The sequence below is a fragment of the Rufibacter sp. DG15C genome (genome assembly GCF_001577755.1).
GTDB lineage: Bacteria > Bacteroidota > Bacteroidia > Cytophagales > Hymenobacteraceae > Nibribacter.
The window spans coordinates 3,168,551-3,180,846 of the sequence record NZ_CP010776.1; the positions used below are offsets into that span (position 1 = coordinate 3,168,551).

Annotated in this window: 12 protein-coding genes and 1 other RNA gene; 7 read left to right on the top strand and 6 right to left on the bottom strand. The window is 48.1% G+C overall.

All coding sequences use genetic code 11. The features are described 5' to 3' along the window. Positions 1-137: 137 nt before the first annotated feature. The 5 genes from dcd to guaA all read right to left on the bottom strand — a co-directional run bounded on the left by dcd (position 138) and on the right by guaA (position 5,983). Complete coding sequence (gene dcd, locus TH61_RS13530) at positions 138-674, bottom strand: dCTP deaminase (protein ID WP_066510364.1); 537 nt, start codon at positions 672-674, stop codon at positions 138-140. A 121-nt stretch (positions 675-795) separates the two neighbouring features. After that, complete coding sequence (locus TH61_RS13535) at positions 796-1,197, bottom strand: thioesterase family protein (RefSeq protein WP_066510367.1); 402 nt, start codon at positions 1,195-1,197, stop codon at positions 796-798. Positions 1,198-1,361: 164 nt separating this feature from the next. Next, entirely contained in the window at positions 1,362-2,657 is a 1,296-nt protein-coding gene (hemL, locus tag TH61_RS13540; RefSeq protein ID WP_066510373.1) for a glutamate-1-semialdehyde 2,1-aminomutase, read from the bottom strand. A gap of 83 nt (positions 2,658-2,740) precedes the next feature. Continuing rightward, on the bottom strand, positions 2,741-4,426 hold the full coding sequence (locus TH61_RS13545) for an ABC transporter substrate-binding protein (RefSeq protein WP_071887847.1): 1,686 nt from the start codon (positions 4,424-4,426) through the stop codon (positions 2,741-2,743). 27 nt (positions 4,427-4,453) lie between these two features. Further along, positions 4,454-5,983 (bottom strand): glutamine-hydrolyzing GMP synthase, encoded by a 1,530-nt coding sequence (guaA, locus tag TH61_RS13550; protein WP_066510375.1) that lies wholly within the window; start codon positions 5,981-5,983, stop codon positions 4,454-4,456. 296 nt (positions 5,984-6,279) lie between these two features. On the opposite strand from guaA, the gene TH61_RS13555 reads away from it, so the two are divergent. From TH61_RS13555 to TH61_RS13580, 6 genes are all read left to right on the top strand, one after another. Beyond that, positions 6,280-6,939 carry a hypothetical protein gene (locus tag TH61_RS13555; RefSeq protein WP_066510378.1) on the top strand — a complete coding sequence of 220 codons (660 nt, stop codon included), beginning with the start codon at positions 6,280-6,282 and terminating at the stop codon, positions 6,937-6,939. Between the two features lie 160 nt (positions 6,940-7,099). Further along, positions 7,100-7,199: signal recognition particle sRNA small type (gene ffs / locus TH61_RS13560), an RNA gene on the top strand. Between the two features lie 121 nt (positions 7,200-7,320). Beyond that, a complete protein-coding gene (gene fsa, locus TH61_RS13565; protein ID WP_066510381.1) occupies positions 7,321-7,977 on the top strand; it encodes a fructose-6-phosphate aldolase in 657 nt (218 codons plus the stop codon). A 76-nt stretch (positions 7,978-8,053) separates the two neighbouring features. Then, positions 8,054-8,257 carry a fructose-6-phosphate aldolase gene (locus TH61_RS13570; protein ID WP_066510384.1) on the top strand — a complete coding sequence of 68 codons (204 nt, stop codon included), beginning with the start codon at positions 8,054-8,056 and terminating at the stop codon, positions 8,255-8,257. Positions 8,258-8,353: 96 nt separating this feature from the next. Continuing rightward, positions 8,354-9,064 (top strand): cell division ATP-binding protein FtsE, encoded by a 711-nt coding sequence (locus TH61_RS13575; protein WP_066510386.1) that lies wholly within the window; start codon positions 8,354-8,356, stop codon positions 9,062-9,064. Then, a complete protein-coding gene (locus tag TH61_RS13580) occupies positions 9,054-9,947 on the top strand; it encodes a glycosyltransferase family 2 protein (RefSeq protein WP_066510388.1) in 894 nt (297 codons plus the stop codon). The genes TH61_RS13575 and TH61_RS13580 overlap by 11 nt, the downstream gene beginning before the upstream one ends. Positions 9,948-10,071: 124 nt before the next feature. Here TH61_RS13580 and TH61_RS13585 read toward each other — a convergent pair whose 3' ends face one another. Beyond that, positions 10,072-10,923: a DUF6565 domain-containing protein gene (locus TH61_RS13585; protein ID WP_157600718.1), complete on the bottom strand. Its 852-nt coding sequence runs from the start codon at positions 10,921-10,923 to the stop codon at positions 10,072-10,074. A 226-nt stretch (positions 10,924-11,149) separates the two neighbouring features. On the opposite strand from TH61_RS13585, the gene TH61_RS13590 reads away from it, so the two are divergent. Continuing rightward, complete coding sequence (locus TH61_RS13590; RefSeq protein ID WP_066510393.1) at positions 11,150-12,280, top strand: DegT/DnrJ/EryC1/StrS aminotransferase family protein; 1,131 nt, start codon at positions 11,150-11,152, stop codon at positions 12,278-12,280. Positions 12,281-12,296: the final 16 nt, after the last annotated feature.

The window sequence follows — 12,296 nt, forward strand, 5'->3', positions numbered from 1 at the left end:
CGGCAGAAAAAAAGTTGTCATATCTATTAAAAAGTTAAACGAGTCTAGTGCCTAAGAGTTATGTGACTGGGTCAAGAAACCTATTGCACAGGCCTTTTGGGGGCAGTGAGGTAACTTAATAATTCCCTGAAAATCAATTAGAAGCTATTTTTCCACATCATAGACTCTACCGGGTAGGGCGTGCGGTCATTGTACTTGGCGTTGGCCTTCTGGTTGTAGTAGTTCTCAATGCCGCCGTTCACCACAAAGTAGATGAGCTGGCCAATGGGCATGTTGTGGTACACGCGCACTTTCTGGCTCACAGAGATCTCCAAAGTCCAGTGGTTGCAGAAGCCCACATCGCCTTTACCAGCTGTTGCATGGATGTCAATACCCAAACGTCCTACACTGGACTTTCCTTCCAGGAAGGGCACGTGCGCGTGGGTTTCAGTGTATTCCTCAGTGACCCCTAGATAGAGTTTGCCTGGTTCTAAAACATATCCTTCCTCTGGGATTTCAAAGACGTCAATCTGGTTGTGCTTGCGGGCATCTAGCACCTCATCGCGGTAAGAGGCCAGGTACTTGCCCAAGTGCACATCATAGGAGTTGGTGCCCAGGCAAGAACGGTCATAGGGCTCAATCTTGATGGTGCCTTTCTCTATTTCTTCCAGTATTTGACGGTCGGTGAGGATCATGCGGGTAGGATGGTTGTATTAGCCCGCAAGGTACGGTGAAATTGTGTGTTTTGCCACGGGCAAGGTGCGAAGTGCCGTTTTTGGCCTGTTTTCTAGAAATAAGACCAAAAAAGGGGTGCGGTTACAGCAAGTCAATCAATTCCTGCTCAATGCGTCTGGGTCGCATGGTCTGGGCATCCAGTAAACACCAGGTGGTATTGGCCGATGCCAGCAGCTCTTCTGTTCCGCCTCTGTACAAACTCACGAAGCGCTCAAACTTAGCCCCTTGGTGTTCTCCTACCCACGTATAGCCCGTAATCTCATCATGTGGCATGGCAGGCTTTAGGAAGTCAATCTCATGGCGTAAGATCACCCACAGGTATTTTTCCTTGATCTCCTGCGGTGCCACGTGGGCCCAATGCGCGGCAGAAACCTCCTGTACCCAGCGTACATACACTACGTTGTTCACATGGCCTAGCTCGTCAATATCTTCTGGCTTTACGCTGATGGATAAACTGAATTTGTCTTGGTGTGAATGCGCCATAACGAACTTGATGCTAGAAAGAAAGATAGTAAGAACCTAAAATAACCACTTCATTTTTGGCCTATTTTCTGGGATAGAGGCCGAAAACGGAGCGTACTGGCCTAAAAAGAAAAAGGCACCTGAAGATGCCAAGTGCCTTATCTAGTCAATGATGTTTTGAACGACTACAGAGTCGCTTGCAAAGCTTCCAAGTTGGCTTTTAAATATTGATCTGCCAAGTCCTCCGTGATTGCTGCTGATACAAACAGGGTCTCGTACTGGGAAGGAGCCAGGTAAATGCCACGCTGCAACATCTCATGGAAATACCTGCCAAAGCGACCAAGGTCTGAGGTTTTGGCTGAGGCGAAGTCTGTCACCGGCTGCTCCGTAAAGAACAAGCTGAACATGGAGCCTACCTGGTTGATGGTATAGTTCAAGCCCAGCTGCTGCATGTTTTGCTTGGTGCCGTTCACCAGTTTGTCAGTGATGGTTTGCAGTTGGGTGTAGACATCTGGGTGTTCATTTAAATACGTCAAGGCCGCCATGCCAGCCGACATTGCAATGGGATTCCCCGAAAGCGTTCCAGCCTGATAAACGGGTCCCGCTGGGGCCACCGAGTTCATGATTTCGCGCTTTCCGCCGTAAGCACCCACCGGCATGCCGCCGCCGATAATCTTACCCAACGTGGTCATATCAGGCATCACACCATATAATTCCTGCGCACCTCCTTTAGCCAACCTAAAACCGGTCATCACCTCGTCGAAAATCAACACGATGCCTTCTTTAGTACATAAGTCACGCAGGCCTTGCAAGAAGCCCTGGGCCGGCACCACCAAGCCCATGTTTCCTACCACCGGTTCCAGGATAATGGCCGCAATCTGGGCTGGGTTCGCATCAATCAAAGTCTGGACAGCAGCCAGGTCATTGTACGGAGCAGTCAAGGTATCATTGGCCACGCCTTTCGTCACGCCCGGGCTGTCCGGTACGCCCAAGGTCACGGCTCCGCTGCCGGCGGCAATTAGAAAAGAATCGCCGTGGCCATGGTAGCAGCCTTCAAACTTGATGATCTTGTCTCTTCCGGTATAGCCGCGGGCCACTCTGATGGCCGACATGGTAGCCTCGGTGCCGGAATTTACCATGCGCACTTTCTCCACGCTGGGAATCATGCTGATGATGAGCTCGGCCATCTCTACTTCGCGGCGGGTAGGGGCCCCGAAGGAAAGCGAACCGGGCAAGGCATCGCGTACGGCTTTTTCAATCACCTCGTGGGCATGACCCAGGATCATAGGACCCCAGGAATTGATGAGGTCCAGGTACTGGTTTCCGTCTTCGTCAAATAGATAAGCGCCTTTGGCAGCTTTCATGAAAAGAGGCTGTCCGCCTACGGCTTTAAAGGCTCTGACTGGTGAGTTTACGCCGCCTGGAATAGAATCCTGGGCTCTGGCAAATAGCTCTTGGCTGGTGGTATGGGTTAGGGACATTATGATTTTATGGATGCAAGACACAAGACACAAGACACAAGATTTTTATCTTGAATCTTATATCTTGTGTCTTATGTCTAACATTAAAGGACTGGATTCACTATTAATAAGCGGCCGTTGTCAATTTTGAGAATAGGCACGTATTGATTGTCTTGTGTAGGTTGCCCGTTTTGGTTTTGGTAGCTCAGGCCCTGGTAAAAAAGGCTAGGTAGCATGCCGCCTAAACGAAGGGGAGAAGCATAGCCATTCGTGCTCAACTGATGGCCAAGGTAATACACTAACTCAAAGCCGCTATAGGTAAACGCCGAAGGGGGCAGATTGTGCTTGCGCGTGTAGTTTCTTCTAAATGCCTGCACCGCCGGGTCGTCTAGATCCACGAACTTAGGCGAATGAAAGTAGGCTTCCAGAAAGTCAAGCTGAGAGAACGTGATTTGAGAAAACTCCAACCAACTGGCCGGAACCAGCAAAGGCACCTTAGAAGCTTTCTGCTCTAGGTTACTCACCGCGCTTGCCGCTACGTTGGCCGCCGAGGACTGAATTACCAGCACCCCTATATCTCTCAGGTTAATGGAACCAAGTACGCCCCCTACAGAACCGCTGGTCTTAGAGTTTATCTTCTGGAAGACCTGTACCTTGCCGCCTAGAGCCATGTACGTTCTCCTGAAATTCCCCGCAAACGTGGTGTCCTCTTTGCCACTGTCATAAATCACCGCGGCGGTTTTCTTAGAGAAGTTTTGGTACGCATGCACCGCGGCGCGTTGTCCTTGGGTAGCTGTAGAAGCCTCTAGTAAAACCAAGTATGGATTGCCTTTGGTCATGTCTAGGTCATCAGAGAATGGATTGACCATGTTGAGGCCGCGTTGCTGGGCCAGTTTGGCCGCCTGTACGCTGGTGCTTTTGAAAATGGGTCCCACCACGGCGTCCATGCTAGAAAGCTCAGGCAACTGAAGCACCTGCCGAACCTGAGCTGAATCAGTGCCCGAGTCATATGGGAACAGGTTCACTTTAATGCCTTGGCGTTGCAAAGAGTCCTGAGCAGCTTTCATACCCGCATAGAAATCGGTGATGAACAGGTTTTTCTTCTCTAAACGCGCGCCAGAATCTGTCACGTTAAAGGGCAGAAGCACCGCCAGGTTGTACTCGTTCTTTTTAAGCGAGGTAGTGCGCGTGAGGTAGCTTCTATCCAGATTGAATTTACGAACCAAATCCTCTAACTGGGTTCTGTCTTGAGTCGTGTACCATCCGCTGACCAACCGGTCAACATAGGCCTTACCCAAAGTAGCATCGTCTGGATACTGGCGCACCAAATACTGGAACGTGGACTTGTCTGGCAGTTGCAACAGGTAATGACGCTTCATGGCGTTTGCCTCTTCCTGTAAGCCAGAGTTTTGCAGCGCATTGAGAGTTTGCAACGCTTTTTGATACTCCTTCTTCTCAAACTGCACCTGCGCCAACAAATACTGCCCATCTGACAAACCGCCCCAGGTAGGGAACTGCATCTGCAATTGCGTCAACATCTGCTCTGCCTCTTTCCATTTCTTCTGCTTGGCCGCGGCTACACTATATAAGAATGCCGCATCTGGCGCGTATTGGCTACTCGCCGAAATGGAGGTGAGCGGCAACAGTTCTTCCATGGCCAGTGCGTACTTCTGCTGGTCTAAAAGAAAGCGGCCGTTGTTAAAGCGCGTAGACTGTTCTGCATTGTTCTGGGCCTGCACCTGCCACCCGAAGGTGAGAAACATGGCCGCCAAGACAAGTCGTTTTTTCATTGTTTTCCGGAAATTAGGCCAAAAACGCTATTCCCACTCAATGGTAGCGGGTGGTTTTGAGCTGATGTCATAGACCACGCGGTTGACCCCGCGCACCTTGTTAATGATTTCATTAGAAACATCAGCCAAGAACTCATACGGCAAATGCGACCAGTCGGCGGTCATTCCGTCAATGCTGGTCACGGCGCGCAAAGCCACTACGCGCTCATAGGTGCGCTCATCGCCCATCACGCCCACGCTCTGTACCGGCAATAGCATGGCACCGGCCTGCCAAACCTGGTCATACAAGCCAGAATTTTTGAGCGACTTGATAAAAATATGGTCTACCTCTTGCAAGATGGCTACTTTCTCTGGGGTTACATCGCCTAGAATCCTGATGGCCAAGCCGGGGCCCGGGAAAGGATGACGGCCTAAGATAGCCGGATCAATGCCTAAGGTTTTGCCTACCAACCTGACCTCGTCTTTAAATAAGGTCTTAAGCGGCTCCACTACTTTCAGTTTCATGAAATCGGGTAAACCTCCTACGTTGTGGTGGGATTTAATAGTAGCAGATGGACCCTTCACAGATACCGACTCAATCACGTCTGGGTAGATGGTGCCCTGGCCTAGCCACTTGGCATCCTCTACCAAATGCGACTCCTGGTCAAACACGTCAATGAAAACTTTGCCAATGGCTTTGCGCTTTTCCTCTGGGTCAGAGAGACCCGCTAGGGCGGTGTAGAACATGTCTTTGGCATCTACGCCTTTCACGTTCAAGCCCATGTCTTTGTAAGAGTGCAGCACACCCTCAAACTCGTCTTTGCGCAACAGACCGTTGTCTACAAAGATACAGTAGAGGTTCTTGCCAATGGCCTGGTGAATGAGCATGGCTGCCACGCTGGAGTCTACCCCTCCGGATAAGCCTAATATGACCTTGTCAGTGCCAATCTGCTCTTTCAAATCAGCAACTGTGGTTTCAATGAATTGATCTGGGGTCCAGTCTTGGGAACACTCGCAGATGTGCACCACAAAGTTGCGCAGTAGCGTCTTGCCTTCTGTAGAGTGCGTTACCTCTGGGTGGAACTGGATGCCGTAGGTTTCCTGGTCTTTTACTTTATAAGCGGCCACTTGCACGGACTCGGTGCTGGCAATGATTTCAAAGTTGTCTGGAATCTGCTTGATGGTATCGCCATGGCTCATCCAAACCTGAGAGTCCATGGTGATTTCCTTTAGCAGGCGGTTGTGCTGGTCCACGTGGTTGAGCTTGGCGCGGCCGTACTCTCTAATGGTAGAGGCAATTACTTCGCCGCCGCCTTCCTGGGCCATTAACTGGGCACCGTAGCAAACGCCTAGCACAGGTAGTTTGCCTAAAAAAGGGGTGAGGTCTGGATTAGGATAGTCTTTTTCCCGCACAGAGCAGGGGCTTCCAGATAAGATAACGCCTTTCAAGTCTGGGCTTAAGGCAGGAATCTTGTTGTAGGGATGGATCTCGCAGTAGACATTCAGTTCGCGAACCCGGCGGGCGATGAGTTGGGTATACTGAGACCCAAAGTCAAGGATGAGAATCTTTTCTGGCATGTGCAAAGGTACACGGGCTGGTTAAAAAGTGAAAGAATAAATTGAATACTTCATGAGAAGCAGTTTACGGCGTAGGGGAGGGGTAATGCTTTTAGGTCTAAGAAGGTGCCCGGTCAATTGTGGTTTACTAGTGAACACTATTTGCACTGGGAATTTCCTTCTAAAAATATGAAAGCTTGTATCTGATTGAAAAACAACCGATTGGGCTTTTATGCCAGCGCGGGTGAATTTTTGGCAAGATATTAGCTTAGGGGAATATACAATAAAACAGATACTCCTTTTAGTCAACAAATAGTATGAAAAACTCTCTACTAAACCCTGTAAAACAAATCTTTAGCGTGTTGGCGCTTTCTTTCACGCTAGTATCCTGCAACGAGGACAAAGAGAACGAAGAACCAAAAGCCGTGGCTGGTCCTACCGAAACCGAATTCTCCATGGTGGACAGCATCAAAGTGGATGCGCGCTACAAAGATTCGCATGCCAACTTATATAATGAGATGGATGGCGAGACCTACAAGGTTACCTCAAAAAATAAAACCGAAGTGTTTTTTGTGGAGGAAGGCAATGAAGTAATCATTCTTTTTGAAGATACTTCTAAAGTAAAAGAGCAGGCTTGGTTTGCGCTCACTTTGAAAAACAGAACCGTCAACCAATTGCCCGCCACCTTTGCCGCCAAAGACGCCAATATAGTGTGCGTAGAAAACGGCCAGAGCTTTGCTGATGGTTCGCGTGCCTTATCACCAGGCTGTGATGTGATATTAGACGGCACTATCTCCCTGCACTATGACAAGGCCACAGATGTGATCAGTGGGTCCATCGCAAAATTAAAATATGGCCTAGAATATTATGTGCCTACCTATTCATTCCCCAACTGGGAAGTAGGCAACATTTATAAGTCTAGCGGCAGTAGCCGTAACATCAACGTCACGTTCAAAAACATCAAAAGAAAGAAATAAGGAATTCCATAGGTAGAACAATGTTGTAAGCCTCAGATTTATCTTGTTATAAATCTGAGGCTTACTTTTTTACTTGACTTGTAAATCTTCGTTTTTAGCTTGGTTTCCAGAAAATAGACGAAAAACGACTTGTTCTGCTAGAAAGTGTTCGTATCTTTGCAACGGCAAATCGGTACGGCCAGCTCCTACTGAACTCCCCCAGGCCCGGAAGGGAGCAAGGGTAAGTGGTTGAGCGGCGCGATACTCGATTTGCCGCTTTTTTTGCCCATACCCCAACGGATTCTCCGTTCTCCCACTAGCCGCCTCAGGCAAAATACTTCACAACCCGGTTCGGTTTTCTTTTAGATTCAAGTAGATTTGTGTTTCCTAACTCATTCTGCTATGAAATTTTTCATTGACACCGCTAACCTTGATGAAATCCGCGAAGCCCATGACTTGGGCGTGTTGGATGGCGTAACCACCAACCCCTCTTTAATGGCCAAAGAAGGCATTGTAGGCTTTGACAACGTCATGAAGCACTACAAAGCCATCTGCGAGATTGTAGACGGTGACATTTCTGCCGAGGTGATTGCCACGGATTATGAGACCATGATCAAAGAAGGCGAGGACCTAGCCCAGCTGCACCCTAACATTGTAGTGAAGGTGCCTATGATCAAGGACGGCGTGAAAGCCATCAAATACTTCTCAGACAAAGGCATTAAAACCAACTGCACGCTGGTGTTTACTGCCGGTCAGGCTTTATTGGCGGCCAAAGCCGGTGCTACGTACGTTTCTCCGTTTGTGGGTCGTTTAGATGACATCGCTACTGACGGTTTGGCTTTGATTGAGCAAATCAGACAGATTTACGACAACTACAGCTACCCAACTGAGATTCTAGCGGCCTCTGTGCGTCACGTCATGCACCTGGTGCAGTGCGCAGAGATTGGCGCCGATGTGGTTACCTGCCCATTGAACGTGATCACTGCTTTGTTGAACCACCCATTGACAGACAGCGGCCTGGCTAAATTCTTGGCAGACCACAAGAAAGCTAATTCTTAATGACTATTGAATAATGACCAATGATTAATCATCAAATATTATTCATTGGTCATTATTCATTATTAATTACAAAGAAGTGTACATCATCAAGGTAAAAGGCAAGGCCAAGATTCCGGATTACATTCAGCTACGCGATGAGAATTTCGTGCTGATTGCGTATTTCAGGGCAGACCGTCCGTTGAAGAACATGGACCGTTACGGCCTGGCTGGAAAAGAAGAACCGCTGGCCGCGCTTATTGAGAGCCTGGAGTTTGGCAAACTACAAAAGCTGGAGATTTAGACCCTCGGTCAATTTCACTTAGCTTTACCCTTTACCTATCAGTTTTATCTAGTCTTGATACTAGCGTTTAATGTCTAGCATCTAACAAAAACGGCTATGGAATTTTCGTCTAACCCAGTGGTAACCTTACAGAAAGTCTCAATTTTTCAAGAAGTGAACACCATCTTGAGTGATGTGACTTTTTCCATTGACAAAGGCGAGTTCGTCTACCTGGTTGGCCGTACCGGAAGCGGAAAAAGCTCCTTGCTGAAGACTCTCTATGCCGATCTTCCCCTAAAAATGGGAAGCGCCCAAGTAGCCGGTTTCAACATCCAATCCCTCACCTGGAAACAAGTCCCTTACTTGCGCCGCAAGATTGGCATTGTCTTCCAGGACTTTCAGTTGCTGTTTGACAGAAGCGTAGCTGAGAACCTTAGATTTGTGTTAAAAGCTACCGGCTGGAAAGACAAGTCCAAGATCAAAGGCCGCATCTCTGAGGTGCTCATGCGTGTGGGTTTGGACTCGGCCGCCAACAAAATGCCGCACCAACTCTCTGGCGGTGAGCAACAGCGCGTAGTAATTGCCCGTGCCTTGCTCAACGAGCCAGTGATTTTGTTTGCAGATGAGCCAACGGGTAACCTAGACCCAGACGTGACCGATGGCATCATGCGCCTCTTTGAGGAGATCAACAATTCAGGCACGGCTATTCTCATGGCCACGCACAACCACCAGACCCTGCAACGCTATCCAAGACGCATCATTAAGTGTGACCAGGGCCGCGTGCTTGACTCTTCCCGCGAAGATTTCTCGCTGGTAGATGGTAACTGAGTTATCTATTTTCATTCCGGTTTATAACCGTTCTGTAATTCAGTTGGTCCAGGACTTGGTCCAACAAGCCAGCACTATTTCTATTCCGGTTGAGATACGCGTGTATGATGACGGCTCTCTGCTAGAGTATAAAAGGCTCAACCATTCGCTAGCTTCTATTCCTCAAGTAATTTACCAAGAGCTACCGGCAAATATAGGACGTTCTCAGATTAGGTACTTATTGGCGCAGGAGGCCAGGTACAAGACCCTGCTTTTTCTGGACAATGACGTTCTCCTCGTCTCTTCTGATTTCCTTGCTCGCTATATAAACCAGCATACAGGGGCGGTTACCGTAGGAGGGGTTTGCTACCAAGACACACCGCCAGTATCAGCCTTTTACTTACGGTGGCTCTATGGGAAAGCAAGGGAGCAGGCACTCGCGCAGGAGCGTCAAAAAGCGCCGTATAATCGTGTCTTTTTGAGTAATTTGGTGGTGGAGAAGGAAGTATTTTTAAAGCATTTCCAGAGAGACACAGTCACTGCGTATGGCCATGAAGATACATTATTTGCCAGCCAGTTAAGACAACATCAACTTCCCGTTCATCACATAGACAACCCAGTAGAGCATTTGGGCTTGGAGACCGGTGAGGTGTTTTTAGAGAAGACATTGACAGCTCTTCAAAACCTAGTGCAGTTGCAAAAAGCAGGAAAGCTTGGGCAAGAAAGTAAGTTGCTGCAAGTACATCAACGGTTGCAAAAAATAGGAATAATGGTGTTGCTTAGGGCCAGTTCTAGCTGGTTGATGCCATTGCTAAAAGAAAAGCTATTTTCAAAAAAGCCCTCCTTGCAGTTTTTTGACGTGTACCGGTTAATGCTACTGGATCAATTGATGCGAAGGAAATAAAGCGTTTTTGGCCTATTTTCCAGAAAACAGTCCAAAAACAAAATTCCCCAGTAAGTCCCTGACAGGGTAACTTACTGGGGAATCACATTCACATATTTCTTGTGAATTTTATGGCTTCAAAGGATTAGTCATTGTCTTTCACAACATCACCAATCTTCTGACCGGCTTTCTTAGCAGTGTTACCCACGGCTTTACCAGCGTCTTTGGTGGCTTCACCTACTTTGCTGTTAGAAATGTCTTTTCCAGTTTCTTTCACTTCTGAGCCAACGCTGCTAGCGGCGTTACCAGTTTTGCTACCAGCTTTCATAGTCTGGTATTTGGTTTTGGCTTTGGTGATTTCCCATTTGTCTTTGTCAGACAATTGGCTCTGAATGGCGTTCTTACGGTCATCTAACTGAGCCCAGTACATGTCTACTGCTTTCCAATCGTCATTGGTATAGTTGGCTTTGTTTGCCTCTACGTGGGCTACAAAATCCTCATAAGCAGTTCTAATGTTGGTAGCCGTGTAAGAAGGTATTTTTTTCACGTCCATAGAAGACATGTCCACTTTAGTCATGGCTTTGCCACCGCTTTGGTTGGTCTGCTTCCAAGTGTTGTACTGCTGTTCGCGGGTGGTCCAGGCAGTGTTCCAACGTGATTGTAGTTCTTCATACTCTGCGCGGCGGGTGTCGTCAAAATCACCAGCGTACTGGTTAACGGCATTGTAGCGGGTGTCATAGTCCGTGCGGGCAGCTTCCATACGGGTATCCCAGTCTGTGGCGGTAGAATCCCAGCCAGAATTAACGTCGGTTTCCATCTGGGTCACGTAGTTTTTGTAATCGTCATACGCTTCATCACTGGTTTTGGTAGTAGTGGTGGTGGTAGTGCTGGCAGTTTCTTTCGTATCGGTTTTGCTGCAGGCAAACTGAGTAGATACCAATAGAAGAGAAGCGCCATACACCAGCGTATGTTTTTTGAAGAAATTAGTGCTTTTCATAGTTGTGGTTAGTTTAGTTTCCGGAAGAATATCTTCTTCCATGCCTTTGAACGGTCCTTGTACGTGTTTGTTTCAAATAAGGCTAATCCATTTCAAGAACAATGGGCTTTTGTACTTTAAATGTATTGCCGCTCTTCTATGTATCTGATATCTTTTTTAGAATGATAGATAGAGACGCAAGGCTTCTGAAAAGCTATCTGTATATTTGTCTGCAATTTTTTAGAGCATGAACCCACTCCAGATGGTAGACCTGAAAGGTCAGTACCAACGCCTGAAACCAGAGATAGACGCCGCCATGCAAGCCGTGGTAGACAGTACCGCTTTTATTAACGGTCCGCAGGTGCAGTCCTTTGCTAAATCATTAGGTAATTATTTGCACGCACAACATGTGGTACCCTGTGCTAATGGAACAGATGCCTTACAGATAGCTCTTATGGCCTTGGATTTGCCAGTAGGCGGAGAGGTGATTGTGCCGGCGTTTAACTATGTGGCCACCGCCGAGGTGATTGCTTTGTTGGGTTTAAAGCCTGTCTTTGTAGACGTGCTGCCAGACACCATGTGCATTGACCCTGCCAAGGTACGTGCTGCTATTACAGACAAGACCGTAGCGATCATGCCCGTGCATCTGTTTGGCCAGTGTGCTCCCATGGAAGAGCTTATGGACTTGGCAATTGCGCAGGAATTGTACGTGATTGAGGACAACGCTCAGGCCATTGGCGCGCAGTATATAGATGCCGAGGGCGGGACTTCTTTTGCCGGCACCATGGGCCATATAGGCACCACGTCCTTCTTTCCGTCTAAGAACTTAGGTTGCATGGGAGACGGCGGGGCCATTTTCACGCAAGATGAGGAACTGGCAGCTGTCATTAAGCAGATTGCCAACCATGGGCAGCAGAAGAAATACCATTACTCCAGAGTAGGCGTCAATTCCAGGTTAGATACGCTACAGGCCGCCTTATTGGAAGTGAAACTGCAGCACTTAGATGACTTTATCCTGCGCCGCCAAAAAGCTGCGGCCACGTATGATTCCTATTTCTCAGATTTAGAAGGCATCTCCATTCCAACTCGGGCGCCTTACAGTTCGCATGTATTCCATCAGTATACCTTGCAGGTGGTTCCAGAAAAACGCGATGCTTTAAAAGACTACCTACAACAGGCGGGTGTCCCCAGCATGGTGTACTATCCGGTGCCCTTGCATTTGCACGAAGCCTATGCTTATCTAGGGTACAAAGCCGGAGACTTCCCGGTGTCTGAGCTTCTTTGTAAGTGCGTGATCTCCTTGCCCATGCATACAGAGTTGACAGAGTTACAACAAGCTTTTATCGCAGAGAAAGTAATCAGATTTTTTCAGCAGTAGAGTACCATAAGTAATA

Coding starts and splice junctions, on each gene's coding strand:
- TH61_RS13555 (WP_066510378.1), top strand. CDS start 6,280: ATGAAAAACTCTCTACTAAACCCTGTAAAACAAATCTTTAGCGTGTTG.
- guaA (WP_066510375.1), bottom strand. CDS start 5,983: ATGCCAGAAAAGATTCTCATCCTTGACTTTGGGTCTCAGTATACCCAA.
- TH61_RS13590 (WP_066510393.1), top strand. CDS start 11,150: ATGAACCCACTCCAGATGGTAGACCTGAAAGGTCAGTACCAACGCCTG.
- dcd (WP_066510364.1), bottom strand. CDS start 674: ATGATCCTCACCGACCGTCAAATACTGGAAGAAATAGAGAAAGGCACC.
- TH61_RS13585 (WP_157600718.1), bottom strand. CDS start 10,923: ATGAAAAGCACTAATTTCTTCAAAAAACATACGCTGGTGTATGGCGCT.
- TH61_RS13575 (WP_066510386.1), top strand. CDS start 8,354: ATGGAATTTTCGTCTAACCCAGTGGTAACCTTACAGAAAGTCTCAATT.
- TH61_RS13545 (WP_071887847.1), bottom strand. CDS start 4,426: ATGAAAAAACGACTTGTCTTGGCGGCCATGTTTCTCACCTTCGGGTGG.
- hemL (WP_066510373.1), bottom strand. CDS start 2,657: ATGTCCCTAACCCATACCACCAGCCAAGAGCTATTTGCCAGAGCCCAG.
- fsa (WP_066510381.1), top strand. CDS start 7,321: ATGAAATTTTTCATTGACACCGCTAACCTTGATGAAATCCGCGAAGCC.
- TH61_RS13535 (WP_066510367.1), bottom strand. CDS start 1,197: ATGGCGCATTCACACCAAGACAAATTCAGTTTATCCATCAGCGTAAAG.
- TH61_RS13580 (WP_066510388.1), top strand. CDS start 9,054: ATGGTAACTGAGTTATCTATTTTCATTCCGGTTTATAACCGTTCTGTA.